At 68.7% G+C, this 26,544-nt stretch carries 25 protein-coding genes; 13 read left to right on the top strand and 12 right to left on the bottom strand.

The genetic code is table 11. The features are described 5' to 3' along the window. The first annotated feature begins 67 nt into the window (after positions 1-67). Entirely contained in the window at positions 68-1,450 is a 1,383-nt protein-coding gene (locus tag RS84_RS13925) for an acyltransferase family protein (protein ID WP_045258414.1), read from the top strand. Here the strand turns inward: RS84_RS13925 and RS84_RS18975 are convergent. Genes RS84_RS18975 through RS84_RS13915 form a run of 3 tightly spaced genes read right to left on the bottom strand, consistent with a single transcriptional unit; the run spans position 1,333 to position 3,189 of the window. Continuing rightward, positions 1,333-1,929: a CbiQ family ECF transporter T component gene (locus RS84_RS18975; RefSeq protein WP_152641837.1), complete on the bottom strand. Its 597-nt coding sequence runs from the start codon at positions 1,927-1,929 to the stop codon at positions 1,333-1,335. The two genes, RS84_RS13925 and RS84_RS18975, sit on opposite strands and share 118 nt — an antisense overlap. Next, complete coding sequence (locus RS84_RS13920; protein WP_045258413.1) at positions 1,926-2,627, bottom strand: energy-coupling factor ABC transporter ATP-binding protein; 702 nt, start codon at positions 2,625-2,627, stop codon at positions 1,926-1,928. The genes RS84_RS18975 and RS84_RS13920 overlap by 4 nt, the downstream gene beginning before the upstream one ends. Continuing rightward, the gene (locus RS84_RS13915) at positions 2,608-3,189 is read right to left on the bottom strand and encodes a biotin transporter BioY (RefSeq protein WP_045258412.1); all 582 of its coding nucleotides are present in this window, start codon (positions 3,187-3,189) and stop codon (positions 2,608-2,610) included. The genes RS84_RS13920 and RS84_RS13915 overlap by 20 nt, the downstream gene beginning before the upstream one ends. A gap of 74 nt (positions 3,190-3,263) precedes the next feature. Between RS84_RS13915 and RS84_RS13910 the strand changes: the two genes are divergently transcribed. Then, complete coding sequence (locus tag RS84_RS13910) at positions 3,264-3,827, top strand: TetR family transcriptional regulator (protein WP_045258411.1); 564 nt, start codon at positions 3,264-3,266, stop codon at positions 3,825-3,827. Here the strand turns inward: RS84_RS13910 and RS84_RS13905 are convergent. The 7 genes from RS84_RS13905 to sufB all read right to left on the bottom strand — a co-directional run bounded on the left by RS84_RS13905 (position 3,796) and on the right by sufB (position 10,442). Beyond that, entirely contained in the window at positions 3,796-5,160 is a 1,365-nt protein-coding gene (locus RS84_RS13905; RefSeq protein WP_045258410.1) for an MFS transporter, read from the bottom strand. The genes RS84_RS13910 and RS84_RS13905 overlap by 32 nt on opposite strands. Further along, positions 5,157-6,311: a MalY/PatB family protein gene (locus RS84_RS13900; RefSeq protein ID WP_045258409.1), complete on the bottom strand. Its 1,155-nt coding sequence runs from the start codon at positions 6,309-6,311 to the stop codon at positions 5,157-5,159. The genes RS84_RS13905 and RS84_RS13900 overlap by 4 nt, the downstream gene beginning before the upstream one ends. Before the next feature lie 74 nt (positions 6,312-6,385). Further along, positions 6,386-6,715 (bottom strand): metal-sulfur cluster assembly factor, encoded by a 330-nt coding sequence (locus RS84_RS13895; protein WP_045258408.1) that lies wholly within the window; start codon positions 6,713-6,715, stop codon positions 6,386-6,388. 9 nt (positions 6,716-6,724) lie between these two features. After that, on the bottom strand, positions 6,725-7,495 hold the full coding sequence (sufC, locus tag RS84_RS13890; RefSeq protein WP_045258407.1) for a Fe-S cluster assembly ATPase SufC: 771 nt from the start codon (positions 7,493-7,495) through the stop codon (positions 6,725-6,727). Beyond that, entirely contained in the window at positions 7,496-7,822 is a 327-nt protein-coding gene (locus RS84_RS13885; protein ID WP_045258406.1) for a non-heme iron oxygenase ferredoxin subunit, read from the bottom strand. Then, positions 7,819-9,024 (bottom strand): Fe-S cluster assembly protein SufD, encoded by a 1,206-nt coding sequence (gene sufD, locus RS84_RS13880; RefSeq protein WP_045258405.1) that lies wholly within the window; start codon positions 9,022-9,024, stop codon positions 7,819-7,821. The genes RS84_RS13885 and sufD overlap by 4 nt, the downstream gene beginning before the upstream one ends. Further along, entirely contained in the window at positions 9,024-10,442 is a 1,419-nt protein-coding gene (gene sufB / locus RS84_RS13875) for a Fe-S cluster assembly protein SufB (protein WP_045258404.1), read from the bottom strand. The genes sufD and sufB overlap by 1 nt, the downstream gene beginning before the upstream one ends. 232 nt (positions 10,443-10,674) lie before the next feature. Here sufB and RS84_RS13870 point away from each other — a divergent pair, with 232 nt between their 5' ends. Continuing rightward, the gene (locus RS84_RS13870) at positions 10,675-11,808 is read left to right on the top strand and encodes a COX15/CtaA family protein (RefSeq protein ID WP_052676376.1); all 1,134 of its coding nucleotides are present in this window, start codon (positions 10,675-10,677) and stop codon (positions 11,806-11,808) included. Positions 11,809-11,853: 45 nt separating this feature from the next. Next, positions 11,854-12,294 (top strand): hypothetical protein, encoded by a 441-nt coding sequence (locus RS84_RS13865; RefSeq protein ID WP_045259192.1) that lies wholly within the window; start codon positions 11,854-11,856, stop codon positions 12,292-12,294. A 64-nt stretch (positions 12,295-12,358) separates the two neighbouring features. Here the strand turns inward: RS84_RS13865 and RS84_RS13860 are convergent, their stop codons facing one another. After that, entirely contained in the window at positions 12,359-13,264 is a 906-nt protein-coding gene (locus tag RS84_RS13860) for a heme o synthase (RefSeq protein WP_045258403.1), read from the bottom strand. 266 nt (positions 13,265-13,530) lie between these two features. Here RS84_RS13860 and tkt point away from each other — a divergent pair, with 266 nt between their 5' ends. The 6 genes from tkt to pgl are packed head-to-tail and all read left to right on the top strand — an operon-like array spanning position 13,531 to position 21,650. Then, positions 13,531-15,630 (top strand): transketolase, encoded by a 2,100-nt coding sequence (gene tkt, locus RS84_RS13855; RefSeq protein ID WP_045259191.1) that lies wholly within the window; start codon positions 13,531-13,533, stop codon positions 15,628-15,630. A gap of 16 nt (positions 15,631-15,646) precedes the next feature. Then, positions 15,647-16,759 (top strand): transaldolase, encoded by a 1,113-nt coding sequence (gene tal, locus RS84_RS13850; RefSeq protein WP_045258402.1) that lies wholly within the window; start codon positions 15,647-15,649, stop codon positions 16,757-16,759. Further along, complete coding sequence (locus RS84_RS13845) at positions 16,756-18,363, top strand: hypothetical protein (protein ID WP_045258401.1); 1,608 nt, start codon at positions 16,756-16,758, stop codon at positions 18,361-18,363. Before tal ends, RS84_RS13845 begins: the two co-directional genes overlap by 4 nt. A 22-nt stretch (positions 18,364-18,385) precedes the next feature. Next, positions 18,386-19,933, top strand: coding sequence for a glucose-6-phosphate dehydrogenase (zwf, locus tag RS84_RS13840; protein ID WP_045258400.1), 1,548 nt, complete (start codon positions 18,386-18,388; stop codon positions 19,931-19,933). Then, a complete protein-coding gene (locus tag RS84_RS13835; protein WP_045258399.1) occupies positions 19,930-20,865 on the top strand; it encodes a glucose-6-phosphate dehydrogenase assembly protein OpcA in 936 nt (311 codons plus the stop codon). The genes zwf and RS84_RS13835 overlap by 4 nt, the downstream gene beginning before the upstream one ends. Next, positions 20,862-21,650, top strand: a complete 789-nt coding sequence (gene pgl / locus RS84_RS13830) for a 6-phosphogluconolactonase (protein ID WP_045258398.1) — start codon at positions 20,862-20,864, stop codon at positions 21,648-21,650. The genes RS84_RS13835 and pgl overlap by 4 nt, the downstream gene beginning before the upstream one ends. 116 nt (positions 21,651-21,766) lie before the next feature. On the opposite strand, the gene RS84_RS13825 is transcribed toward pgl, so the two are convergent. After that, positions 21,767-22,765: a DMT family transporter gene (locus tag RS84_RS13825; RefSeq protein WP_045259190.1), complete on the bottom strand. Its 999-nt coding sequence runs from the start codon at positions 22,763-22,765 to the stop codon at positions 21,767-21,769. Positions 22,766-22,814: 49 nt separating this feature from the next. Here RS84_RS13825 and def point away from each other — a divergent pair, with 49 nt between their 5' ends. From def to RS84_RS13810, 3 genes are all read left to right on the top strand, one after another. Beyond that, positions 22,815-23,381, top strand: a complete 567-nt coding sequence (gene def, locus RS84_RS13820) for a peptide deformylase (RefSeq protein WP_082062197.1) — start codon at positions 22,815-22,817, stop codon at positions 23,379-23,381. 118 nt (positions 23,382-23,499) lie between these two features. Further along, the gene (locus RS84_RS13815) at positions 23,500-24,015 is read left to right on the top strand and encodes a septum formation family protein (protein WP_045258396.1); all 516 of its coding nucleotides are present in this window, start codon (positions 23,500-23,502) and stop codon (positions 24,013-24,015) included. Positions 24,016-24,203: 188 nt separating this feature from the next. Then, positions 24,204-26,528, top strand: coding sequence for a thiamine ABC transporter permease (locus RS84_RS13810; protein WP_052676374.1), 2,325 nt, complete (start codon positions 24,204-24,206; stop codon positions 26,526-26,528). The last annotated feature ends 16 nt before the right edge of the window (positions 26,529-26,544 follow it).

Here is a 26,544-nt window from a genome sequence, read left to right as displayed (position 1 = left end):
CGCGGGGTGATGTCCCCCGGTGCACCGCGTCCATAACCTCCGAGGACACCGCTTCCGAGGAGGAACCATGACCGACCTGCAGGCACCGCCGACCAGAGTCCCGGCCGCGCATCCCACCCCCGCCCGCGACACCGGGGTCGATCTCGTCCGCGCGGCGTGCGTGTCGGGGGTCGTGCTGCTGCACGCCATCATGGTGGGCGTGACCGTCACCGATGCCGGGCCGGTCTTCACCAACGCGAGCGAGGGCGCCTGGTGGATCGCGCCGGTGAGCTGGCTGCTGCAGGTCATGCCGCTCTTCTTCGTGATCGGCGGCTTCGCCGGCGTGGTCGCCTACCGCAGACAGCGCGAGCGCGGCGGCACGGCGACGGGCTTCGTCTCTGCGAGGATTCACCGGCTGCTCCGCCCCGCCGTGGTCGCCGTCGGGATCGCCGGGGCGGGTCTGCTGATCCTGCTCCTGGTCGGGCTCCCGGGCGAGCTCGTGGCGATCGCCGGGTTCCGGTACGCGCAGCCGCTGTGGTTTCTCGGTGTGTTCCTGCTGTGTCAGGCGCTCCTGCCCGCTTTGTCGGCGCTGCACGACAGGGCGCCGCGGCGCACACTCGCGCTGCTCGCCGCTTCCGCAGTGATCGTCGACATCGTCCGGGCTGCATCCGGCATCGACGGCATCGGCTTCGTCAACCTCGCCTTCGTCTGGCTCACGCTGCAGCAGCTCGGATTCTTCTTCGCCGACGGCGCGGTGGACGCGCTCTCCCGGCAGACGCGGGCGGCGATGGCAGCCGCCGCCACAGCGACCCTCGTCGTCGCCTTCGCGACCGGCGTCTACTCCCCCGACCTCATCGCCAACATCAACCCGCCGACCGGCGCCCTCCTGCTCGTCGGGGTCGTGCATCTGAGCCTCCTGTCGCTGTTCCGCGAGCGCATCGCCCGGTTCAGCACGCGTCCTCGCGTCGCCGCCGTGAGCGCGTTCGTGAACCGGCGGACCATGACGATCTACCTCTGGCACATGCCCGTGCTGCTCGCCATGGCCGGGTCATCCTCGATCCTCGCGCTCGCGCACGCGATCGTGCTCCCGACGCCGGGCAGCGGCCTGTGGTGGCTCGGTCGTCCCCTCTGGCTCGTGACCGCGCTCGCACTGACGGCCGCCGTCGCGATCGCCCTCTCGCGGTTCGAGGAGAAGGCCGCGCCCGCCCGCACGACGGGAATCCGGCGCTCGACGGCAGCCGCCGGCGTCGGCATCTCGGCCGTCGCGCTGCTCCTCGTCGTGGGTGCGACTCCTCTCACCGCGACGGCAGCAGTCGCCATGATGCTGGTGTCCCTGCGCCTGGTCTCCCCGGATCAGACAGCGCCGCGAGCGGCCAGCGCGTCGGCCACGTCATCGGCATGGCGCAGCGTACGCACCATGAGCGGGACGACGCCGTGGAGCCCTGAGCGCGCCGCTCCGCGTGCACGCTGAGCCTCCCGCACCTGCGAAGCGAAGCCCGCGACGACCGGGATCATGGTGATGGTCAGCGCGATCGTCATCGTCACCGACTCCGGATCGACGCCGAATCGCCGGGCGGGCGCGATCAGGCGGCGCAGGACGTCGATCAGATCCCCCATCCGGGTGGTGAGGGTCAGCAGGCTCGCCAGCAGCACGATGGTGACCACCCGCCCGGTGCTGATCCAGGCCGCGAGCGGCCCGACGAAGACGAGCAGCGCTCCGCCCAGCACGACCATGAGCCATCGCAACCGCCAGATCTCCGCGGCCAGCACGCGCAGTGGAAGACGCGCGAGCAGGTACAGCGCAGTCACGCCCGCCAGCGCTGCCGCGATGCCCCAGGGGTCCGGGGACACGAGCGAGAGCACGAGCGCCGCGACGGCCAGGGCCAGCAGCTTCGCTCCCGCGCCGAGCCGATGGACGACGCTCGCCCCCGGGACATACAGCTGGATCACTCGCACGCCCTCCGATAGTGCGCGACGACGTCATCCGCTTCTCCGAGCGCGGCGATCTCGCCGTCATCGAAGAGCAGCGCGGCCTCACACCGCGCCGCGAGCTCAAGATCGTGCGTGACCAGCACGACCTGGGCCGCCTGTGACAGCAGCAGATCGCCGACCCGCCGGGCGTTGCGCAGATCGAGCAGGGTGGTCGGCTCGTCGGCGACGATGAGTGCCGGGCCGGTGATCAGCACCGAGGCGAGGGCGAGGAGCTGCTTCTGGCCACCCGACAGAGCGGATGCCGGAGCATCCGCTCTGTCGGTCAGACCGTGCTCCGCGAGCATCGCGGCCACACGCAGGGCGACTTCGTCTCGTGGGCGACCGCGCAGCGAGAACGCCAGATCCTCCGCCGGCGTGGGCATGAGGATCTGCGCCTGGGGATCGGTGAACACGAACCCGACCCGTCGGCGGATCTCGCGCCGGTTCCGCCGCACGTCGAGCCCGTGCACGCTGACCGTACCCGAGTCCGGGTCGACGAGACCGTCGAGCAGCCGGGCGAAGGTCGACTTGCCCGAGCCGTTCGCGCCGATCACCGCGATGCTCGCGGCGTCGAGCCCGGCACTCACCTCCGAGAGGACGCGGCGCCCGCCGCGCAGCACCGTCACCCCGTCGAGCGCGATGCTGCGCTGCGCCGTGTCAGGCTGCAGACCGCGCATCGTGCGTCGCCGGCTCGAGCCGCAGCGAGTCGTCGAAAGCCGGCGGATAGGCGCGCTTCAGCGCCAGAGTGAGGACGGTCGCGGCGACGGCCTTCAGGAGGTCCCCCGGCAGGAAGACCAGGGTCGACACAGCGGCCGCGCCCGGGTCCATCCCGAGGACGAGGGCCTGCACCGGGATGCCGAAGAGATACACCACGACGATCCCTCCGACGACGACGCCCACCGCCGTGCGCCACCAGCTGACGCGCGCGGAACGGGAGATCAGCCCGATCACGATCACTCCGGCGATCCAGCCGAGCAGGTACCCGGCTGTCGGGCCCACGAACACGCCGAGTCCGCCGCGGCCACCTGCCAGCACGGGGAGGCCGAGCGCCGCCAGGACGAGCACGAGCAGCACCGCCAGCGGACCGCGCCGCGGCCCGAGGACGGTACCCGCGAGCATCACGCCCAGGGTCTGCGCCGTGATCGGGACGCCGCCGGGGAGCGGGATCGTCACCATTCCGAGCACCACGATGAGGGCGGCGAAGAGCGCGATGCGGGCGATGGCCTTGCTGGCGGACATGATTCTCCTGGGAATGCCGACGGATGCTCGTACTGAACACTGTTCACCTGAACGCTGTTCACTATAGTGAGTGCATGAGCCCCGAACACAACCCGGCCCGTCACGATCGCGACAGCGTCGCCCGCGCCGCGCTGGCGCTGCTCGACGAGGTCGGGCTCGCGGACCTGTCGATGCGGCGCATCGCCGCACGTCTCGACGTGCAGCCGAGCGCCCTGTACTGGCACTTCGCGAACAAGCAGGAGCTGCTCGCAGAACTCGCCGATCGCATCACGGCTCGGATCCCGGCCGGCGCCTCCGACGTGCTCGTGACGGCCCGCAGCATCCGCGACGCACTCTTCGCCTACCGCGACGGCGCCGAACTCGTTCTCAGCACCTACGCTCTGCGGCTCGGCTCCTCGCATGCGCAGATCGCGCTCGAGACATCACTCGGCGCGGGGAGCTCTGAACGCGCGACGGCGCTGCTGCACTTCATCCTCGGGCATGCCGCGCTCGCCCAGCTGCGCATGCACGCCGAGAGTCATGGAGCTGCGGCGTCCGCCGACGAGATCGATCCGACGGCGGGGCTCGACGCCGTGTTCGACCTGGGCGTCGCCGCGATCGCCGGAGTCAGCGCATCTCAGCCGCGTGACCGAGCCTGAGGCCGGGGACGAGGGCGAGCAGCGCGAGTCCGATGCAGAGGGCGTAGACGGCGCCGAAGGCTCCGGTGCCTCCACCCAAGCTCGCCACCGCGAGTCCCGCGATCGCGATCACCAGCGCGGAGCCCGTGTTCTCGGCGATCGAGAGAGCCGATGAGTTGAATCCCTGATCCGCGTCGTCCGAGTACGCGAGAGTCAGAACGGTCAGGCGCGGGTAGAGCAGTCCCATGCCGCCTCCGCCGAATGCCCAGCCGATGATCGCGATCAGGGGCGAGATCCCGAAGAGCGCAGCGATCAAGACGCAGACGAGCGCGAGCAGGATGAGTCCGAGACCGATCAGCACGATGCGGCGGTTGCCCAGGCGGTCTCCGAACCGTCCCTGCAGATCCGATGCCCCCGCCCAGGCGAATGCGGCGAGCATGAGCCCGACCCCCGCCCAGGTGGCGGTGAACCCGAACCGCTCCATGAGCAGATAGGGCACGTACGCCTCCGCAGCGAAGAACGCCCCGGCCGCGATGCCCCTCGTCAGCACCACGCTCGGCAGCCCCCTTGCCGCACGAAGCGTGCGCCGCGGCAGAAGGGGCACGACCGCGAATCCGATGACGACCAACGCTCCGAGCGCAAGCGGCCAGCCCGCCCGCGGAGGCATGTCGGCGGAGAAGCCCACGAGGACCGCGAGAGCGGCGACGACGACGGCCAGCAGCAGGCGGGTTCTCAGGGCGCGCCGATCCTGAGGTGCGCCGTGCCCGAGATCGAGGTTGCGCAGGCGCACCACGATGATCACGAACGCGATCCCCGTCAGCACGGCGACGCCGAGGAAGGCCCAGCGCCAATCGAGATACTCGGCGACGGCGCCGGCGAGAAACGGCCCGATCATAGAGGGCACGACCCAGGCGGCGGCAAACGCCGCGAACACCCGCCCGTGCAGCTGCGGAGGGTAGAGACGTGCGACGACCACATACAGCGCGACGGTCTGGCCGCCCGTTCCGAGCCCCTGCACGAGACGCCCGAGCAGGAACTGATGCATCGTCGTCGCAAGGCCCGAGATGAGCAGACCGGCGATGAAGAGCGAGACGGCGACGTAGAGCGCACCTCGAGGGCCACGGGCATCCGACCAGGCACCGGCGGCGACCATGCCGATCACGCTCGTGGCGAGCGTCCCTGCGAAGGCGACGGCGTAGAGCGCGTCGCCGTCGAGCGCATCGCTGACGACAGGCATCACCGTGGTGACGGCGAGAGCCTCGATCGCCGCGAAGAAGATCAGCGCAGAAGCGCCGGCAGTGACCCAGATCCGCTCCCGATCCCAGATCGACGCGGCTGTCTGAACGCCGCTCATCGGCTCACGAGCGACGCGATGCGCTCGATGGCCTCTGTGATGATCTCAGGCCCCGTGCCGAAGTTGAGCCGCACGAAACCCGTGCCTTCGGCGCCGAAGGCGCTGCCGTCGTTGAGCGCGACCTTCGCGTCCTTCAGGATGCGGCGGGCGGGATTGTCCCCGAGCCCGAGATCGGACACGTCGATCCAGGCGAGATAACCGGCGGCCGGTATCCGATAGCGGGCGTCGGGGAGGTGCCTCGCGAGCAGATCCTCGAGCAGCACGCGGTTGTGGTCGAGAGCGTGCAGGAGTCCGTCGAGCCAGGGGTCGCTCTCCTCGCCGAAGGCCGCGACGGCGGCGAGCAGCCCGAGCTGGCCCGTGCGCCAGACCACTTCGACGGGCAGACCCCGCAGAACGGCGGCGGTGTCGTCGTGCGCCGACACCATGAGCGCGCATTTCAGGCCGGCGAGGTTGAAGGCCTTGCTGGCGCTGACGACGGCGTAGCCGACCTTCTGCGCGGCCGACCCGATCGACAGGAACGGGGTGAACCCGGCGCCCGGCTGCGCGAGCGGCGCATGGATCTCATCCGATACGACCGCTGCATCGAACTCGTCCGCAAGGTCGGCGAGGGCGGCGAGAGACTCCCCCGCGTGCACGGTTCCCGTGGGGTTGTGCGGATTGCACAGCAGAATCGCCCGAGCCCCCTCTTCGAGGGCGGAGCGGATGCCGTCGAGATCGATCTCCCAGGCCATGCCGGTGTCGCGCAGCGGCACCCGCTCGACCTCGGCGCCGGCCTCGGCGATGAGATCGTAGAACGGCGGATACACCGGAGGCATCACGATCACGCGCTCCCCCGGCTGGACCACGCGCCGGAGGATCTCGACGATGCCCATGCTGACATCTGCTGTCGACCGGATGCGGGACGCATCGACATCCCAGTCGAAGCGGCGCTTCGCGAAAGACGCGTAGGTCTCGGCGAGCGGGCCGCGGGAGGCGACATATCCGGTGTCCCCGGTGTCGACGGCACGCTGCAGAGCGGCTTTCACCGTGGGCGCTAGCGGGAAGTCGGTCTCTGCGACGAACAGCGGCAGGACGTCTGCAGGGTACTCCCGCCATTTCTCGCTGGTGCGCTGCCGGAGCTCATCTATCGACAGGGCCTTGACCTCGAGCATCCGCTCCTCCTGGTGTGCTCTTCCCGGAAACGCGACACAGCGCCGCCGCGGTGGCGGCGACGCTGTGTCGGATGTCAGATGGCGAAGCCGAGCGCGCGCATCATGTCGCGACCGTCGTCGGTGATCCGCTCGGGACCCCACGGCGGCATCCACACCCAGTTGATGCGGAAGCGATCGACCACGTTGTCCAGCGCCTGCGCCGTCTGCTCCTCGAGCACGTCGGTGAGCGGGCAGCCTGCGCTGGTCAGCGTCATGTGGATGACGAGAGCGTCGTTCTCGTCATCCCAGGCGAGATCGTAGATGAGACCGAGGTCGACGACGTTGATCCCGAGCTCGGGGTCCATGACGTCTTTGAGAGCCTCGGTGACCTCGTCGTACTTCTCCGCCGTGAGCGTCGCTGTCATGCGATCAGCCTACGCTTCGATGGGAGCCGAAGGGTCGAGGAAGCGGTCGTAGCCCTCTTCCTCGAGACGGTCGGCGAGCTCGGGGCCGCCCTCTTCCACGATCTTTCCGGCGACGACCACGTGCACGAAGTCGGGGCGGATGTAGCGAAGGATGCGCGTGTAGTGCGTGATCAGCAGCACGCCGAGGCCGGTGGCCTCCTTGGCGCGGTTGACGCCCTCGGAGACGATCTTCAGCGCGTCGACGTCGAGTCCGGAGTCGGTCTCGTCGAGAACGGCGAACTTCGGCTTGAGCACCTCGAGCTGCAGGATCTCGTGGCGCTTCTTCTCGCCGCCCGAGAAGCCCTCGTTGACGTTGCGCTGCGCGAACTTCGGGTCCATGCGCAGGTTCGCCATGGCCGCCTTGACGTCCTTGGTCCAGGAGCGGATCGAGGGCGCCTCGCCGTCGAGCGCGGTCTTCGCGGTGCGCAGGAAGTTCGTCACGGTGACGCCCGGGATCTCGACCGGGTACTGCATCGCGAGGAAGAGGCCGGCGCGTGCCCGTTCGTCGACGGTCATCTCGAGGACGTCCTGTCCGTCGAAGGTGATGGAGCCCGAGGTCACGGTGTACTTCGGGTGACCGGCGATCGTATAGGCCAGGGTGGACTTGCCCGAGCCGTTGGGGCCCATGATGGCGTGCGTCTCGCCCGTGCGCATGGTGAGGGTGATTCCGTTGAGGATCGGGGTGGTCCCCGCCTCGGTCTCAACCGTGACGTGCAGGTCGCGGATCTCGAGAACAGACATTCAGACTTCCTTCGTGACAGTCGGGTCGATGAGCACGTCGTCGCCGTCGATCTCGACGACGTAGACCGGGACGGGCTCGAAAGCAGGGAGATTCTGGGGCTTGCCGGTGAGCAGCGAGAAGGCCGAGCCGTGGGCCCAGCACTCGACCGTGTCACCCTCGACGAACCCCTCGGAGAGGGAGATGTCACCGTGCGTGCAGGTGTCGCCGATGGCGTGGATCACACCATCGGCGTCCTTGATCACGGTGATCGGGACGCCACTCGGCTCGACACGCAGGGGCGTGTCGGTCTCGAGCTCGTCGACGCCGCAGACGCGTTCCGCGCTCATGCGCTCACCGCGGCGAGCTCGGCCTCGATCGCGTCGAGCAGCTCGGTCTCGAGAGCGGGGATGCCCAGGCGCTGCACGATGTCGGTGAGGAAGCCGAGCACGACGAGGCGACGGGCCTCCTCCTCGGTGATGCCGCGCGCCTGCAGGTAGAACAGCTGCTCATCGTCGAAGCGTCCCGTGGCGCTGGCGTGACCTGCGCCCAGGATGTCGCCGGTCTCGATCTCGAGGTTCGGGATCGAGTCGGCGCGCGCACCCTCGGTGAGGACCAGGTTGCGGTTCGCCTCGTAGGAGTCGGTCCCCGTCGCGTCCTTGCCGATCAGCACGTCGCCGATCCAGACGCTGTGCGCGCCTTCGCCCTGGAGCGCGCCCTTGTACAGCACGTCGCCCTTGGTGTGAGCGCCCTTGTGGTGCAGGTAGACCTGACTCTCCAGGTGCTGCCCGGCATCCGCGTAGGAGAGGCCGTAGAGGTAGCCCTCCGAGCCGTTCCCCGCGAGCTCGACGTTCGGGTTGACCCGGACGATGCCGCCCCCGAAGCTGATCACGAAGTGCTTGAGAGTCGCATCCGCGCCGACTCGCGCCTGGTGCGCGGCCGCGTGGATCGCCTCGTCCTGCCACTGCTGAAGGCTCACGACCGTGAGCCTGGAGCCGTCGCGGGCGATGATCTCGAGGTTCTGCGCGTACTGCGCGGCTCCCGTGTGCTTGAGCACCACGGTGGCCGAGCTGTGCTCGAGAGCCTCGATCACGATGTGCGCGTCGGCGCGGCGGTCGGCGCCGAGTCCGGCGATCTCGAGGAGGATCGGCTCGGCGACCTCCTCCTCGCGCGGGATGCGGATGTGCAGTGCATCCTTCGCACCCTGCCAGGCCACGGCAGCCGTGACGTCCTCCGCGAGGAAGACCTCACCGCGCGGCGCGTCGGAGGCCGCGAGGCCCGGGGCCGCATACTGCTCGCCGGAGCGGAACGCGTAGCTCACGCCGTCGTTCGCCTCTGCGACCGCGAACAGCGCGGAGAGCTTCGCCACCGGCGTGTGCTTCCAGTTGACCTCGCGCCCCGAGGGGCTGCCGAAGTCGGCCGGCTCGAAGGAGTGGGGCCGCTCAGAGCGGGTCTGCACCGGGACGAATCCGGCGTCAGCCACCTGGGCGGCGGGGTCGATGTGCGCGTTCGTGCGCTGCGCCTCGGCGGGCGCCGTCGTAGGGGCCGTCACTAGCCGACCGATCCTTCCATGCCCATCTCGATGAGCTTGTTCAGTTCCATCGCGTACTCCATGGGAAGCTCGCGTGCGATCGGCTCGATGAAGCCGCGCACGATCATCGCCATGGCCTCGTCCTCCGGCATGCCGCGGGACTGCAGGTAGAAGAGCTGCTCCTCGCTGACCTTCGACACCGTGGCCTCGTGGCCGAGCTGCACGTCGTCGACGCGGATGTCGATGGCGGGATACGTGTCGCTGCGCGACTTCGTGTCGACGAGCAGGGCATCGCAGCGCACGGTGTTCGCGGAGTGGTGCGCGGCGGCATCCACTCGCACCTCGCCGCGGTAGCCCGCGCGACCGCCGCCGCGGGCGATCGACTTCGAGACGATCGACGACTGCGTGTACGGGGCCATGTGGATCATCTTGGCGCCGGCGTCCTGGTGCTGCCCGGGGCCCGCGAACGCGACCGAGAGGGTCTCGCCCTTGGCGTGCTCGCCCATCAGATAGATCGACGGGTACTTCATCGTCACCTTGGAGCCGATGTTGCCGTCGACCCACTCCATGGTCGCGCCCTCGTGCGCCACGGCGCGCTTGGTGACCAGGTTGTACACGTTGTTCGACCAGTTCTGGATCGTCGTGTAGCGAACGCGGGCGTTCTTCTTCACGATGATCTCGACGACGGCCGAGTGCAGCGAGTCGGACTTGTAGATCGGAGCCGTGCAGCCCTCGATGTAGTGCACATAGCTGTCTTCATCCGCGATGATCAGGGTCCGCTCGAACTGACCCATGTTCTCGGTGTTGATGCGGAAGTACGCCTGCAGCGGGATCTCGACGTGCACGCCCTTGGGGACGTACACGAACGAGCCGCCCGACCACACGGCCGTGTTGAGGGCCGCGAACTTGTTGTCGCCGGCGGGGATCACGGTGCCGAAGTACTCCTCGAAGAACTCCGGATGCTCGCGCAATGCGGTGTCGGTGTCCATGAAGATGACGCCCTGCTCCTCCAGATCCTCGCGGATCTGGTGGTAGACGACCTCGGACTCGTACTGGGCGGCGACGCCGGCGACCAGGCGCTGACGCTCGGCCTCGGGGATGCCGAGGCGCTCGTAGGTCTCGCGGATCTCCTGCGGGAGCTCTTCCCAGGACTGCGCCTGCTTCTCCGTCGAACGCACGAAGTACTTGATGTTGTCGAAGTCGATCTCGCTGAGGTCGGCGCCCCAGGTCGGCATCGGCTTGCGACCGAAGAGCTGATATCCCTTGAGACGGGTCTTCAGCATCCATTCGGGTTCATCCTTGAGCGCGGAGATCCCGCGGACGACCTCTTCGGAGATCCCTCGCTGCGCCACGGCACCGGCGGCGTCGGCATCGTGCCAGCCGAATTCGTACACCCCCAGCCCTTCGAGCTCCGGGCGGTCGATCAGCACATCCGACATCACACACTCTCCTCATTGGGCCTCAACGGTGTCATCCGCCCCGACACACCTGTCCCCGTCGAGTCTGCGGGAGCGGGTGCCGCTGGTGGGCCCTCATCACCGGCGCTTCCGTCGCGCCTAAACTGTCAGGGATGAGTTCCGCAGTCTCGCGGCCATCCCAACATCCCGATTCTACAGGTTCCCTCTGACATCCGGGCCGCCGTGTCTGCATCCAGAGGGTTCCGGAGGCCCCATGCCCGACGCAGCCGCTCCCGAATCCGCCTCGACCACCGGCGAATTTCTGACCCGAGTCCAGAATCAGGATCCGCTCGCCGTCCGCGCGCCGCTGCGCGTCCTCGCCTGGCTGTCGTTCCTCGCAGAGGTCATCATCATCGGCACCGGCGGCGCCGTGCGCCTCACGGGATCAGGTCTCGGATGCTCGGAGTGGCCGCTGTGCACGCCCGAGTCGCTGGTGCCGATCTACGCCGACCAGGGCGTGCACGGGCTCATCGAGTTCGGCAACCGCACCATGACCGGCGTCGTGGGCCTGCTGGCGCTCGCGGTGCTGCTGCTGACGCTGCATGCGATCGGCGGCCGCCGTCTTCTCGTGCGCGCACTCTGGTTCGCGCTCGGAGGCATCGTGCTCGCCGTCGTCGTGTACATCGCCACCACGACGCTCGGCCCGGTTCTCGGGGCCGCGCTGATGTCCACCGCACTTCTGCTGTCGGTCGTGGCAGGCGCCGCCGATTCGCTGCGGCGCACCACACGACGCCGCGACCTCGCCGTGCTCGCGTGGGTCGTGCTGGTCGGGATCATGGCGCAGGCCGTCGTCGGCGGATTCGCCGTGATCAGCGATCTGAATCCCTTCATCGTCGGCTTCCACTACACCGCATCGCTCCTGCTGGTGTGTGTCACTGCCGCCTTCCTCGTACGCCTGAACGCGGTGCCCGGCCCGCGCGAGCCGGCCGTGCCGACGTGGTTCTCGATCCTGTCGCACATCACGGGCCTCGCACTCGCCGCGACCATCTTCTTCGGGGTCCTCACCACCGGGAACGGACCGCATTCGGGCGACGCGAACATCGAGCGCCATGGCTTCGACGCCACCATCCTCGCGCATGTGCACTCCTGGCCCGGCTACATCCTCGCCGCGCTCGTGCTGACTCTGACGATCGCCTCCTGGGTCCAGCGCCTGCAGCCGCGGAAGTGGCTGCTCGTGCTGGTCGTGGCGATCCTCGTGCAGGTCGGCGTCGGCGTGTGGCAGGCCCGTGAGGGGCTGCCCGAGCTGCTCGTCGGCATCCACATGGTGCTCGCTTCGCTCTCCGCCGCGACGTACACCGTGGTCGCCCTGAGCCTGAAGCGACCGGCACAGCGCTCAGCCGACGCATAGCCGACGCATCGGGGACGCCACGATTCGCCGGTCAGAGTGGCGGACATGAACAAGTCCCTCACCCGCAGCATCGGCTTCTGGCTGCTCATCGTCCTGTCTCTCGCCTCCGGTGCCGTCGGCGGCTGGCTGGTGAACTCGCAGCTCAGCACCATGACCGCCACCCTTCTCGACGGAACCGCGACGGGCGTCGAGGTCTACGTCGGACAGTCGCTCGCCGTGGTCGGCTCTGTCCTCATCGGCGCCGGAGTGCTCGGCATCCTCATCGCGCTCGCCCTGGTCGCCCTGCGCTCACTGATCCCGACCCCGGCCGCGGCGCCGGTCGAGCCGATCGACTGGAGCGCGCAGACGGTCGACGCGGAGATCGCCGCGCAGGACGCCGTGACGGATGCCGACGACAGCGCGCCGGCCTGCTCCTCTGCGCAGGCGGGCGACGTGGCCACCGAAGCCCACGCCGACGCGGAGCTCACCGGCACGCCTCGCAGCTGACGCGACGCACACGAAAGAGGCGGGGCGCATCGATCACGATGCGCCCCGCCTCTTCGCGTCCGCGTCAGAAAGGCAGCAGCGGATCGATCGCCACCGCGACGAAGATGAGCGTCAGATAGGTGATCGACGCGTGGAACACGCGCATCGGCCGCGCCTCGGTGCCATGCACCGCGCGGTTGTAGAGGCGGTGCGACTCGTAGATGAACCAGCCGCCGAAGACCAGGGCCGACACGGTGTAGACGAGGCCCATGCCCGCGATCGGAACGAGCAGCAGCGAGCAGGCGACCGTCGCCCACGCATACAGGATGACCTGCAGGCCGACCTGCGATGCGTTGCGGGTGACGCCGAGCATCGGCACGTCGACGTCGTCGTAGTCGTCCTTGTACTTCATCGACAGCGGCCAGTAGTGCGGCGGCGTCCACAGGAAGATGAGGGCGAACAGGATGAACGCGGGCCAGTCGAGAGAGCCGGTGACGGCCGCCCAGCCGATGAGCACGGGGAAGCACCCGGCGATGCCGCCCCAGATGATGTTCTGCTCCGTGCGGCGCTTGAGGATGATCGTGTAGATCACGACGTAGAAGAAGATCGCGGATGCCGAGAGCACCGCCGCGAGCCAGTTCGTCGTGAACCAGAGCCAGACGGTCGACAGGACCGCGAGGGTCCACGAGAAGACGAGCGCGCCGCGGGGCGTGATCTCGCCCGTCACGAGCGGACGGTTCTCGGTGCGGTGCATGTGCGCGTCGATGTCGCGGTCGAGGTACATGTTGAACGCGGCGGCAGAGCCGGCGCTCATCGAGCCGCCGATCACCGTGGCGAGCACGAGCCACAGATCCGGCATCCCGCCCTGGGCGAGGAACATCACGGGGACGGTGGAGACCAGCAGAAGCTCGAGCACGCGCGGCTTCGTGAGGGCGACGTACGCCTTCACCGTGCGACCGATGGACTTCTTCACAACGGTCTGATCAGACATCGTCGAGATCTCGATCGCCTCCTCCGCGCGTGCATAGACAGCCCTCCCAGTCTATGGCACGCCACAACCGCCGCCCGCCGCGCACACGTGTTCTCACATCGGAATTCTGAGCGGGGTGAAGCGTTGTAAAACGCTGTAACGAGGTGACACGCACCGCTATGCTGAAATCACTCGCGCGCCCGGCGCTCAAGCATCCCCTTCCGTATCGTTGCGGACCGCGACAGTGCAATCCGGGCGCTCTCGAACTGTTGGAGAAGGGCTTCACCGTGTCGGAATTGCAGTGGGAAGAGATCGATCGGCGCGCGGTGGACACCGCACGCATTCTGGCTGCGGATGCCGTGGAGAAGGTCGGCAACGGCCACCCCGGCACCGCGATGAGCCTGGCGCCGGCGGCCTACCTCCTCTACCAGCGGGTTCTGCGTCATGACCCGACCGACACCGACTGGCTCGGCCGCGACCGGTTCATCCTGTCTGCGGGCCACTCCTCCCTCACCCAGTACGTCCAGCTGTACCTGGGCGGCTTCGGTCTCGAGCTCGACGACCTGAAGGCGCTGCGCACGTGGGGCTCGCTGACTCCTGGCCACCCCGAGTACGGCCACACCAAGGGCGTCGAGATCACCACCGGCCCGCTCGGCCAGGGTCTCGCGTCCGCCGTGGGCTTCGCGTACGCCGCCCGCTACGAGCGCGGTCTGTTCGACCCCGAGGCCCAGGCGGGCTCCAGCCCCTTCGACCACTTCATCTACGTGATCGCCGGCGACGGCGACCTGCAGGAGGGCGTGACGAGCGAAGCGTCTTCTCTCGCCGGCCACCAGCAGCTCGGCAACCTCATCGCGATCTACGACTCGAACCAGATCTCGATCGAGGACGACACCAACGTCGCCTTCACGGAGGACGTCGCGAAGCGCTACGAGTCGTACGGCTGGCAGGTCCAGGTCGTCGACTGGAAGAAGACCGGCGAGTACGTCGAAGACGTCGCCGAGCTGCACTCCGCGATCGAGGCCGCCCAGGGCGAGACCTCGAAGCCGTCGCTGATCATCCTCAAGACGATCATCGGCTGGCCGTCGCCGGGCAAGCAGAACTCGGGCAAGATCCACGGCGCGGCGCTCGGCGCCGAAGAGCTCGCCGCGACCAAGAAGGTCCTGGGCTTCGACCCGGAGCAGAGCTTCGCCGTCGCCGATGACGTCATCACCCACACCCGCGAGCTCGCCGCTCGTGCATCCGAGGCGCGCGCGGCATGGCAGGAGTCGTTCGACGCCTGGGCCGCCGCGAACCCCGAGCGCAAGGCTCTGCTCGACCGCCTCGAGGCGGGCGAGCTCCCGGCCGACATCGACTCCGCCCTCCCCGTGTTCGAGGCGGGCAAGGAGGTCTCCACCCGCGCCGCATCCGGCCAGGTCATCAACGCCCTCGCCGCCGAGCTCCCCGAGCTGTGGGGCGGGTCGGCCGACCTCGCCGAGTCGAACCTCACCACGATCAAGGACGCCAAGTCCTTCATCCCGGCCGAGTGGTCGACGCACGAGTGGTCGGGCAGCCCCTACGGCCGTGTGCTCCACTTCGGCATCCGCGAGCACGCGATGGGCGCGATCGTCAACGGCATCAAGCTGCACGGTCCGACCCGTCCGTTCGGTGGCACGTTCCTCATCTTCAGCGACTACATGCGCCCGCCGGTGCGTCTGGCCGCGCTGATGGACATCCCCAGCATCTTCGTGTGGACGCACGACTCCGTCGCCCTCGGTGAAGACGGTCCGACGCACCAGCCGGTCGAGCAGATCGCGACGCTGCGTGCGATCCCGAACTTCACTCTGGTGCGCCCGGCCGACGCCAATGAGACGGCCGCCGCGTGGCTCGAGATCCTGCGCCGCAACGGCGGGCCCGCAGGTCTCGCGCTGACCCGTCAGAACATCCCGGTGTTCGCGCGCGGCGAGGGCGACGCATCCGGCGACGTGTTCGCCTCCGCGTCGAACACGGCCAAGGGCGCCTACGTCCTCGCCGAGGCCCCGAACGGCACGCCCGACGTCATCATCATCGCGACCGGCTCCGAGGTGCAGCTGGGTGTCGACGCCCGTTCCGCGCTCGCGGCCGAGGGCGTGAACGTCCGCGTCGTCTCCGCGCCCTCGCTCGAGTGGTTCGCCGAGCAGGACGAGGCCTACCGCGAGTCGGTGCTGCCGGCATCCGTCACCGCCCGCGTCTCCGTCGAGGCCGGCTCGGTCCTCAGCTGGCGCGGCATCGTGGGCGACCGCGGCCGTTCCATCGGAATCGACCACTTCGGCGCCTCCGCCGATTACAAGACCCTGTTCCGCGAGTTCGGCATCACGACCGAGGCCGTCATCGCCGCTGCCCGCGAGACCCTGGCCGCACAGGCCAACTGATCAAGGAGTCATGACAATGAGCACCCCCACCGCAGATCTCGCAGCAGCCGGCGTCAGCATCTGGCTCGACGACCTCTCTCGCGCCCGCATCAACTCGGGGAACCTGACCGAGCTGATCGAGAACCGCAACGTCGTCGGCGTCACGACCAACCCGACCATCTTCGCGAACGCGATCACGAACCCGGATGACACGTCGTACGACGCGCAGGTCACCGAGCTCGCAGCATCGGGCGCAACGGCCGAGGAGGCCGTGTTCGCCGCCACGACGCAGGACGTCGCGGCCGCCCTCGACATCTTCCGCCCGGTCTGGGAGGCGTCGAACCACGTCGACGGTCGCGTCTCGATCGAGGTCTCCCCCGACCTCGCACACGACACCGAGGGCACCGTGGCGCAGGCCAAGGAGCTCTGGGCGAAGGTCGACCGCCCCAACCTCCTGGTCAAGATCCCCGCGACGAAGGCCGGTCTGCCGGCCATCGCGCAGGCGATCGGCGCCGGCATCAGCGTCAACGTCACGCTGATCTTCAGCCTGGAGCGCTACGCCGAGGTCATCGAGGCCTACCTGACCGGTCTCGAGACCGCGAAGGCTGCTGGTATCGACCTGTCGACCATCGAGTCCGTGGCCTCGTTCTTCGTGTCGCGCGTCGACACCGAGACCGACAAGCGCCTGTCCGCGATCGGCACCCCCGAGGCCGAGGCCCTCAAGAGCAAGGCAGGCCTCGCGAACGCCCGTCTCGCCTACGAGCTCTACGAGAAGACCTTCGCGGGCGACCGCGCCAAGGCTCTGCTCGAGGCCGGCGCGAACGTGCAGCGTCCGCTGTGGGCGTCGACCGGCGTCAAGGACCCCGCGCTGCCCGACACCCTGTACGTGACCGAGCTCGTCGCCCAGGGCGTCGTCAACACGATGCCCGAGAAGACCCTCGAGGCCACCTTCGACCACGGTGTCGTCACGGGCGACACGATCACGGGCGGCTACGAAGAGGCTCGTGCCGTCTTCTCCGGCCTCGCCGACCTCGGCATCGACTTCGCCGATGTCACCCAGGTGCTCGAGGACGAAGGCGTCGCCAAGTTCATCGACTCGTGGCACGACCTGCTCACCCAGGTCAAGGAAGGGCTCGAGGCGCAGCGATGACCTTCGCGCTGCACGCGTCGGGGGCGGCCAAGGCCGCGATCGACGAGACCGTTCCCGGTCTGGTGCACGACCTCGTGGCGTCCCGCATCACGAACGGCGACGCCACGCTGTGGGGAGCGGATGCTGAGGCTGAGGCCTCCGTCCGGCTCGGGTGGGTCGAGGCCGTCACGGTCTCGCGCCCCCTCGTGGCGGAGATCGTCGCACTGCGTGAGGAGCTGGCCGCCAAGGGCATCACGCGCGTCGTGCTGGCCGGGATGGGCGGCTCCTCCCTCGCACCCGAGGTGATCGCCCAGACCGCCGGTCTCGATCTGACGATCCTCGACTCGACCGCGCCGGGACAGGTGCTCGCCGCGCTCGACCACGGCATCGAGAGCACCGTGCTCGTCGTCTCGTCGAAGTCGGGCTCCACGGTCGAGACCGACTCGCAGCGACGCACCTTCGAGGCCGCGTTCCGCGACCTCGGAATCGATCCCGTCGAGCGCATCGTCGTCGTCACCGACCCGGGCTCTCCGCTCGACGAATCCGCGCGCGCCGCCGGCTACCGGGTGTTCAACGCCGATCCGAACGTGGGCGGGCGCTACTCCGCTCTCACCGCCTTCGGCTTGGTGCCCTCGGGACTCGCAGGCGTCGATATCGCCGAGCTGCTCGATGAGGCCGAGGCGTCGCTGCTCGAGGTCGCGGTCGACTCGGCCGAGAACCCCGCGCTGCGCCTGGCGGCCGCCATCGCCGCCACGAGCCCTCGTCGCGACAAGCTCGGACTCGTAACCGACGGCACACACATCGAGGGGCTGCCCGACTGGATCGAGCAGCTGATCGCCGAATCGACGGGCAAGGAGGGAACAGGCATCCTTCCGGTCGTCCTGCTCCCGGTCTCGCCTGAGCTCGACGCGAAGCCCGCCGATCTGCAGATCGTCCGTCTCGTCGACGACGCCGACGAGTTCCACCTGCGCGAGCGCCACCAGGGCGAGATCCTCGTCTCGGGCACGCTCGGCGCGCAGTTCATCGTCTGGGAGTACGCGACCGCGATCGCCGGGCACCTGCTCGGCATCAATCCGTTCGACCAGCCCGATGTCGAGTCGGCGAAGGTCGCGGCCCGCGGCCTGCTCGATGCTCGCCCTGAACCCACGGCACCCGCCTTCGTCGAGAACGGCGTGGAGGTGCGCGTCTCGGATGCCGCTCTCGCCGCTTCGGGAACCGTCGAAGGCGTGCTCGACGCGCTCTGGGCCCGCCTCGGCGACGACGGGTACGTGTCGATCCAGGCGTACGTGAACCGGCTCGACGTGCCGCAGCTCCAGGGCATGCGCGAGCTCGTGGCCGCGGACGCGGGGCGACCGGCGACGTTCGGCTGGGGTCCTCGTTTCCTGCACTCCACGGGCCAGTACCACAAGGGCGGCCCTGCCCAGGGCGTGTTCGTGCAGATCCTCGAGCACACCGATGTCGATCTCGAGATCCCCGGTCGCCCGTTCACGTTCGGCCAGCTCATCCAGGCGCAGGCCGCCGGCGACGCCGCGGTTCTCGCCGAGCACGGCCGTCCCGTCGTCACTCTGACGATCACCGACTCGTCGGCCGACGTCCTCACCCTTTTCGAAGCAGCCCAGAAGTAACAGCCAGGAGAATCCCCCACCGATGTCTGTTCCCATCTCGCGCGGGCACAACCCGCTGCGCGACCCCGACGATCGCCGTCTCAACCGGATCGCAGGCCCCAGCGCCCTCGTGATCTTCGGCGTGACCGGCGATCTCTCGCGCAAGAAGCTCATGCCCGCGGTCTACGACCTCGCCAACCGCGGCCTGCTGCCGCCCGGATTCGCCCTCGTCGGTTTCGCACGACGCGACTGGGAGGATCAGGACTTCGCGAAGGTCGTCTACGACGCGGTCAAGCAGCACGCCCGTACGCCGTTCCGCGAGGAGACCTGGGAGCAGCTTCTCCAGGGCATCCGCTTCGTCTCGGGCGAGTTCGACAATCCCGAGTCCTTCATCAAGCTCCGCGAGACGGTCGACCAGCTCGACATCGAGCGCGGCACGATGGGCAACCACGCGTTCTACCTGTCGATCCCGCCGAAGTCGTTCGCGGTGGTCGCACAGCAGCTCAAGGACTCGGGCCTCGTCGGCGAGGATCAGGGCGAGGACCGCTGGCGCCGTGTCGTGATCGAGAAGCCGTTCGGCCACGATCTCGAGTCGGCTCGCGAGCTGAACAAGGCCCTCGAGGTGGCGTTCTCTGCCGACTCCATCTTCCGCATCGACCACTACCTCGGCAAGGAGACGGTCCAGAACATCCTGGCGCTGCGCTTCGCGAACGAGCTGTACGAGCCGATCTGGAACCGCAACTACGTCGATCACGTGCAGATCACGATGGCCGAGGACATCGGCGTGGGCGGACGTGCCGGGTACTACGACGGCGTCGGCGCAGCGCGCGACGTGATCCAGAACCACCTGCTGCAGCTCCTCGCTCTCACCGCGATGGAGGAGCCGATCAGCCTCTCTGCCGAGCATCTGCGTGCCGAGAAGGAGAAGGTCCTCGCGGCAGTGCACGTGCCGGACGATCTGGCGCTGGCCACCGCTCGCGGGCAGTACGCCGGCGGCTGGCAGGGCGGCGAGAAGGTCACCGGCTTCCTCGACGAGGAGGGCATGGACCCGCAGTCCGCCACCGAGACCTATGCGGCCATCAAGCTCGAGATCGACACGCGCCGCTGGTCGGGCGTTCCGTTCTACCTGCGTACGGGCAAGCGCCTGGGTCGCCGCGTCACCGAGGTCGCCGTCGTGTTCAAGCGCGCGCCCGAGCACCTGTTCGGTCGCAACAACACCTCTGAGCTCGGGCAGAACGCACTCGTGATCCGTGTGCAGCCGGACGAGGGCGTCACGCTCCGCTTCGGCTCGAAGGTCCCAGGCAACGGCACCAACGTGCGCGACGTGACCATGGACTTCGGCTATGGGCACGCCTTCACCGAGGCGAGCCCCGAAGCCTACGAGCGTCTCATCCTCGACGTTCTGCTGGGCGATCCTCCCCTGTTCCCCCGCCACGAGGAGGTCGAGCTCTCCTGGAAGATTCTCGACCCCGTGGAGAAGTTCTGGGCCGCAGAGGGCGGTCCTGTCGAGCAGTACGCATCCGGCTCGTGGGGTCCGGCATCCGCCGACGCCCTGCTGGCCCGCGACGGACGAGTCTGGAGACGACCGTGATCATCGACCTTCCCGACACGACCGTCAGCCAGGTCGCGAAGAACCTCGTCAAGGCCCGCGAGGAGGGCGGCGTGGTCGCCCTCGGGCGCGTGCTCACCCTCGTGATCTCGGCGCGCAACGGCGTCGCAGAGGCCGCGATCGATGCCGCCAACGATGCCTCCCGCGAGCACCCGATGCGCGTCATCGTGCTCACGACCGGCGACGGCGAATCGCGGCTCGACGCGCAGATCCGCGTAGGCGGTGACGCCGGAGCGAGCGAGGTCGTCGTGCTGCGCGCCTACGGCGAGGCGGCAAGCAACGAGGAGAGCCTGGTCACCGGTCTCCTGCTGCCGGACGCGCCCGTCGTCGCGTGGTGGCCCGAAGAGGCGCCCGCCGCACCGTCGACGTCTCCGCTGGGACGCATCGCGCAGCGGCGCATCACGGATGCCGCCACGGCTCCCGACGTGCGCCAGCGCCTCGATCTGCTGGGTGAGACCCACGCCCCGGGTGACACCGACCTCGCATGGACGCGACTCACCCACTGGCGTGAGCAGCTGGCCGCCGTGCTGGATCAGCCCCCGTTCGACGAGGTCACCGACGTCGAGGTCCGTGGAGCATCGGCTTCGCCCTCGACCGCGCTGCTCGCCGCCTGGCTGCAGATGGCTCTGGACGTGCCCGTGCGCTGGTCCTACGAAGACCCCGAGCACTGGCAGGAGGGCATCAAGTCCGTGCGCCTGACGCGCGCTGCCGGCGACATTCTGCTCGAGCGTCCTGCGCCGGGCGTCGCGGTGCTCACGCAGCCCGACCAGCCGAACCACGACCTGCACCTGCCTCGGCGCACGCTCAGGGAGTGCCTCGCGGAGGAGCTGCGGCGCCTCGACCCGGATGTCCTGTACGGTCGAGTCATCACCGAGGGCTGGGAGAAGCTGGGTCCGCCCGAGACAGGAGAATGATGTCGATGCAGGCAGCGTCCGCAGAGAAGCGGGTCGTCGTCGAACCCACCCCGGCCGCACTCGCGGCCCGGGTGGCTGACAGGTTCATCACGCGACTGCGTGCGCGCACGCGCAGCGGCCGCATCGCCCACGTCGCCCTGACGGGTGGTTCCATGGGCGGGGCGGTGCTGCGTGCCGTCGCCGAGAACCCGCGTTCGGCGGACGTCGACTGGTCGCTCGTGCATTTCTGGTGGGGCGACGAGCGCTTCGTGCCCCGCGGCGACGCCGATCGCAACTCTCTCCAGTCGCGAGAGGCGCTGCTCGATCACATCGACGTCCCGGCCGAGAACGTGCACGAGGTCGCGGGACCAGACAGCGGACTCAGCCTCGACGAGTCGGCCGCCGCATACGCCGCAGAGCTGGCCCGATTCGCGACCGATGAGAATCCCTGGCCGACCTTCGCGGTCTGCTTCCTGGGTGTCGGCCCCGACGGGCACATCGCCTCGCTCTTCCCCGACCGGCCTGAGGTGACGGTGACGGACGCCGCGGTGCTGCCCGTGCGCGAGTCGCCCAAGCCGCCGCCCGAGCGCGTCACTCTCACCCGTCCGGTACTGAACTCGTCGAAGCGGGTGTGGCTGGTCATCACCGGCGCGGACAAGGCCTCAGCTCTCGGGCTCGCTCTTGCCGGCGCCAGCTACACGAGCGTTCCGGCCGCAGGCGCCAAGGGACGAAAGCGCACCGTGTTCTTCGTCGACGAAGCTGCGGCGTCAGAGGTCTCGCCCGACCTGATCGACCCGGCGTACTGACCGCTGGGCCGGGTGCCTGCTCGGTCATTGGTCCCACCGCGCAACCGGCCCCCTGGGTCCCCGAGCCTGTCGAAGGGCAGTCCCGGGATCCCGAGCCTGTCGACGCGGCGGACGCCTTACCGGGTCCCTGACCCTGTCGAAGGACCGGGGTCTGATCCGCGCTCGATCCCGAGCTCCTGGCTCTCGCTGAGCACCTGCGGGTGGAAGCGGGCGAGTCCGACGACCCCGAACACCGCGATCGCCCCGGCGACGCCGAAGATCGCGAGAACCCAGCCGGGCGCGGCCGCCGCCTCCCCCAGCACCAGCATGCCGATCAGCACCGCGACCATCGGGTCGACGACGGTGAGGCCGGCGATCACGAGGTCGGGCGGGCCAGAACCATAGGCGGTCTGCACGAAGTACGCGCCCACGGCCGATGCCGCCACCAGCGCGATCACGCAGATCACCGTGATCCACTCGAAGCTGCCGTTCTCGATGCGGTTGATGGTCGCCTTCGCGAGCGTGGCGACGAAGCCGTAGAGGATGCCGGCGCCGATCACGTAGAACAGCGCGCGCATGCGGTGACGCAGCACGAGCCAGGCGGCGCCCAGGGCGATGATCACGACCAGCAGGATCGCGAGGATCGTGAACAGCTCGATGTCGCCGATGGCCTTCTCGGTCGCGAAGACCGCGGCGAAGGAGACGAACAGGAAGATTCCGCCGACGCAGCACACGATGGCTGTGATCGACTGTCTGGTGGGCGTATGCCCGGAGACCCGCGCGTTCAGCAGTGTGGTGATCACCAGTGCGATCGCCCCGAGCGGCTGCACCACGATCAGCGGAGCCACGGCAAGCGCCGACAGCTGGCATACGATCGCCAGACCGAGCATGAGTGTGCCGACGAGCCAGGAGGGCCTGGCGAGAAGCCGCCTGAGCTGGTCGAAGCTCAGGCCGGTCGCGGCATCCGAGCCACTGAGCTGCTCGACCTTCTCCACGCCGCGGTGCTGGTACTGCGCACCCAGAGACATGAACACGGCTCCCGCGAGAGCGAGCGGGATGCCGAGCAGGAGCTTGGGGTTGTTGAAGACGCCGACGAGCTGTTCGCTCACGTCCTCGCTGCTCAGCCACACCGAAATGCTCACCCTTCGACACTACCCGGCACCCTCGCCCAAGTAGGGTTATGGCGTGGCTGTACTTCCGATTCGCATCATGGGCGACCCCGTCCTGCACTCCCCCGCATCCGCTGTCGACGAGATCACCGACGAGATCCGCACGCTCATCGCAGACATGTACGAGACGATGGACGCGGCCCCCGGCGTCGGGCTCGCGGCTCCGCAGGTCGGCGTGCCGCTGCGCATCTTCACGTACTCCTATGTGGACGACGACGACCAGCCCTGGCGCGGGGTCCTCATCAATCCCGAGCTGTGGATGGTGCCCACCGAGCCGGGCGACCCTGATCCCGACCTCGAGTCGGAGGGGTGCCTCTCGTTCCCCGGTGAGCGGTTCCCGCTGCGCCGATCCGACCGTGTGCGGGTGACCGGCACCGACCTCGAAGGCGCCCTGGTCGAGATCGACGTCGACGGCTGGCGTGCGCGGATCATGCAGCACGAGTTCGATCACCTCGACGGCATCATCTATGTGGACCGACTGTCAGACGGCGACTGGAAGACGGTGCAGAAGATCGCTCGCAAGCGCGGATGGGGCCGGCCGGGCGCCAGCTGGATGCCGGGCGTCGACGACCTCGAGGGATGATTCTCCCAGCCTGATCAAAGGGTCTTTCGAGTTGCGTCACAGACTTCTTCAGAGATAGCGTCGTTTCAGGCGGGTGTGTCTCCATGCCCGCGCACCATTTGTCTCTGGAGGGGTACACATGATGAAACTGCGCACGCGTCGCGCGCTCGCTCTCGCAGGTGCTGCGGCAGCGCTGTCGATCGCACTGACCGGATGCAGCGCGCTGAACGGCATTCTCGGCGGCGGCTCGGGAGACGCCGACCGCGACGAGGACACCGGGCAGGTGACCGAGAGCTCGAACATCGACATCTTCGCGCTGAAGGTCGGCGACTGCAAGATGGAGAGCCCCGAGGGGCTGCTCTCCGACGCGGATGTCGTTCCGTGCGAGCAGCCGCACGACGAAGAGGTCTACTACGAGCTCAAGATGGACGACGGAGAGTTCTCCAGCGACGACGTCGACGCCGCTTCGCAGGAGTGCATCGGCGATGCCTTCACGAACTTCATCGGCATCGACTACAACTCCTCGTCGCTCGAGGTCTACCCCATCACCCCGACCCAGGACACCTGGGACGAGCTGAACGACCGCGTCATCCAGTGCGTCGTCACGAACCCGGCCGGCCAGACCACCGGTTCCCTCGCGGGCAGCGGTCTCTGACGAGTTCTTTCACACAGCACGAAGAAGGCTCCGCCGATGGCGGGGCCTTCTTCGTCTCCTCCCGACGTCCGTGAACGGTGGAGCATCCGCCGCATGTGAGTAGCAGCCGGGGCGGCGCAGTCTCGCAAGGATGCCGACCGGACGGGACCCCCCCTCTGGATGTCCACGCCCGTGGCTACGCTGTCGCCATGTCCGACCTTCACACCGCGAAACCGGCCGCCGCCACGCCCATCGTCATCACGGGCGCCCGCACCAACAATCTCCGCGACGTGTCCCTCGAGGTCCCGAAGAAGCTGCACACGGTGTTCACCGGCATCTCGGGATCCGGCAAGTCCTCGCTCGTTCTCGACACGATCGCGGCCGAATCGCAGCGGCTCGTGAACGACTCGTACTCCACGTTCATCCGGGCGCGCCTGCCACAGCTGCCTGCGCCCGAGGTGCAGGCCATGGACGGCCTCACGTTCACGATCCTCATCGACCAGCGCCGCTTCACCGGCAACTCGCGCTCGACGGTCGCCACGGCGACCGACCTCGCACCGCTGCTGCGACTCGTGTTCTCGCGCATCGCCGAACCGTCGGCCGGCTACTCCCCTGCTTACTCATTCAACGACCCTTCGGGCATGTGTCCGGTGTGCGAGGGCCTCGGCACTGTGTACGACATCGACGAGGAGAAGCTCCTCGACCCCGAGAAGAGCATCGACGAGGGCCCGGTTCGCTTCAGCATCTTCCGTCCAGGGGTGTACCGCTGGAAGCGCTTCGCGTACTCCGGGCTGTTCGATCGGTCGAAGCCGCTCAAGGACTACACCGCGCAGGAGAGGGAGCAGTTCCTCTACGCCGACAAGCTGAAGCTCGAGAACCCCGATCCGCGATTCCCCCAGACCGCCCGCTTCGACGGCGTGATCACGCGCATGCGCGACGTGTACTTCACACAGGGGCGCTCGAAGATGTCGGCATCCGTGCGCGCCGAACTCGAGCACCTGGTCACGACGCACGTCTGCCCCGAGTGCAAGGGCGCGCGGGTCAACGCGGAGGCACGGGCGAGCCGTATCGACGGGCGTTCCATCGTGGACTGGATGCGGATGCCGGTGGCCGATCTGCAGCGTCTGCTCGAGGACTTCGCCGACCCCCGCGTGGAGCCCGCGCTGCGGGGCATCCGGCACACGCTCGACGCCCTGCTGTCCGTCGGCCTCGGGTACCTGACGCTGGATCGCGAGTCGTCGACGCTCTCGGGCGGCGAGGCGCAGCGGGTGAAGATCGTGCGGCACCTGGGCAGCGCCCTGACCGACGTCACGTACGTCTTCGACGAGCCGAGCACCGGCCTGCATCCGGCCGACATCCAGCGCCTGGTGCGGCTGCTCCGGCGGCTGCGCGACCGGGGCAACACGATCCTCGTGGTCGAGCACCACCCGCAGGTGATCGCAGCGGCCGATCACGTGGTCGACCTGGGGCCAGGTGCGGGCGCCGCCGGAGGCCGCATCCGGTTCCAGGGGACGCCAGAGGAACTGCGGGAGAGCGACACGACGACGGGTCGTCTGCTCGCGGAGCCGCTGCGGGTGCGCCGCCGCATTCGCGCCGCGCGCGGCAGCGTACGGGTGACAGATGCTCGCGCCCACAACCTCACCGGATTCGACGCCGAGGTGCCGCTCGGCGTGCTGACAGCGATCACTGGCGTCGCAGGATCGGGCAAGAGCTCGTTCGCCACGGTCGAGCTGCCGCAGCAGCATCCGGACTTCACCGTCGTCGGTCAGGATCCGCTGCGCGGCGGCGTGCGCTCGATGTCATTGACCGTGCTCGGTGTCGCCGATGCCGTGCGCAGTGCGTTCGGCCGGGCGTCGGGGCTCGACCCGTCGTGGTTCAGCTTCAACGGCAAGGGCGCCTGCCCCACATGCAAGGGCAAGGGGCACATCACCACCGAGCTCGCTTTCCTCGATGACGTCTCCACCCCGTGCGACGACTGCGGGGGCCTGCGCTTCAACGACACCGCGCTCGGCGCACGGCTCGACGGCACGTCCATCGCGGATGTGCTCGCGGCGCCGCCCGCGCAGGTCGCCGAGCTCTTCGCCGACGACGCCACGATCGCGACGGCGATGTCATGTGTGCAGCGCACGGGCCTCGGGTACATGGCGGTCGGGCGATCGCTGGACACCCTCTCGGGCGGTGAGAAGCAGCGGCTGCTCCTCGCCCGGCACCTGAGCGACCCGCGCCGAGACAGCGCCGACCGGATCGTGCTCGACGAGCCGACGACGGGACTGCATCCCAGCGACGTCGACACGATCAACACGCTGTTCGACGATCTGATCGGCGAAGGGGCGACGCTCGTAGTCATAGAGCACAACATGCGCGTCGTGGCGCGCGCCGATCACGTGATAGACATCGGCCCCGGCGCGGGATCCGACGGCGGCCGGCTGGTGTTCCAAGGTGCGCCGGCCGACCTGATGGCGCAGGACGGCTCGCTCACCGGCATGGCCCTCGCCGCCGCGACACGGAGCCCCGTCACCGCGGATGGGAAATGAGCCGGTCGGCTCCGTC

It is taken from the genome of Microbacterium hydrocarbonoxydans (assembly GCF_000956475.1).
In the GTDB taxonomy this organism is placed as follows: Bacteria; Actinomycetota; Actinomycetes; order Actinomycetales; family Microbacteriaceae; genus Microbacterium; species Microbacterium hydrocarbonoxydans_A.
Note: the sequence above shows the minus strand (reverse complement) of the source record. Positions and strands in the feature narration are given on the sequence as shown.

Coding starts and splice junctions, on each gene's coding strand:
- RS84_RS13925 (WP_045258414.1), top strand. CDS start 68: ATGACCGACCTGCAGGCACCGCCGACCAGAGTCCCGGCCGCGCATCCC.
- zwf (WP_045258400.1), top strand. CDS start 18,386: ATGTCTGTTCCCATCTCGCGCGGGCACAACCCGCTGCGCGACCCCGAC.
- RS84_RS13860 (WP_045258403.1), bottom strand. CDS start 13,264: ATGTCTGATCAGACCGTTGTGAAGAAGTCCATCGGTCGCACGGTGAAG.
- RS84_RS13870 (WP_052676376.1), top strand. CDS start 10,675: ATGCCCGACGCAGCCGCTCCCGAATCCGCCTCGACCACCGGCGAATTT.
- sufB (WP_045258404.1), bottom strand. CDS start 10,442: ATGTCGGATGTGCTGATCGACCGCCCGGAGCTCGAAGGGCTGGGGGTG.
- pgl (WP_045258398.1), top strand. CDS start 20,862: ATGATGTCGATGCAGGCAGCGTCCGCAGAGAAGCGGGTCGTCGTCGAA.
- RS84_RS13845 (WP_045258401.1), top strand. CDS start 16,756: ATGACCTTCGCGCTGCACGCGTCGGGGGCGGCCAAGGCCGCGATCGAC.
- RS84_RS13885 (WP_045258406.1), bottom strand. CDS start 7,822: ATGAGCGCGGAACGCGTCTGCGGCGTCGACGAGCTCGAGACCGACACG.
- RS84_RS13915 (WP_045258412.1), bottom strand. CDS start 3,189: ATGTCCGCCAGCAAGGCCATCGCCCGCATCGCGCTCTTCGCCGCCCTC.
- RS84_RS13865 (WP_045259192.1), top strand. CDS start 11,854: ATGAACAAGTCCCTCACCCGCAGCATCGGCTTCTGGCTGCTCATCGTC.
- RS84_RS13900 (WP_045258409.1), bottom strand. CDS start 6,311: ATGCTCGAGGTCAAGGCCCTGTCGATAGATGAGCTCCGGCAGCGCACC.
- RS84_RS13895 (WP_045258408.1), bottom strand. CDS start 6,715: ATGACAGCGACGCTCACGGCGGAGAAGTACGACGAGGTCACCGAGGCT.
- sufC (WP_045258407.1), bottom strand. CDS start 7,495: ATGTCTGTTCTCGAGATCCGCGACCTGCACGTCACGGTTGAGACCGAG.
- RS84_RS13810 (WP_052676374.1), top strand. CDS start 24,204: ATGTCCGACCTTCACACCGCGAAACCGGCCGCCGCCACGCCCATCGTC.
- RS84_RS13815 (WP_045258396.1), top strand. CDS start 23,500: ATGATGAAACTGCGCACGCGTCGCGCGCTCGCTCTCGCAGGTGCTGCG.
- RS84_RS13910 (WP_045258411.1), top strand. CDS start 3,264: ATGAGCCCCGAACACAACCCGGCCCGTCACGATCGCGACAGCGTCGCC.
- RS84_RS13905 (WP_045258410.1), bottom strand. CDS start 5,160: ATGAGCGGCGTTCAGACAGCCGCGTCGATCTGGGATCGGGAGCGGATC.
- RS84_RS13920 (WP_045258413.1), bottom strand. CDS start 2,627: ATGCGCGGTCTGCAGCCTGACACGGCGCAGCGCAGCATCGCGCTCGAC.
- tal (WP_045258402.1), top strand. CDS start 15,647: ATGAGCACCCCCACCGCAGATCTCGCAGCAGCCGGCGTCAGCATCTGG.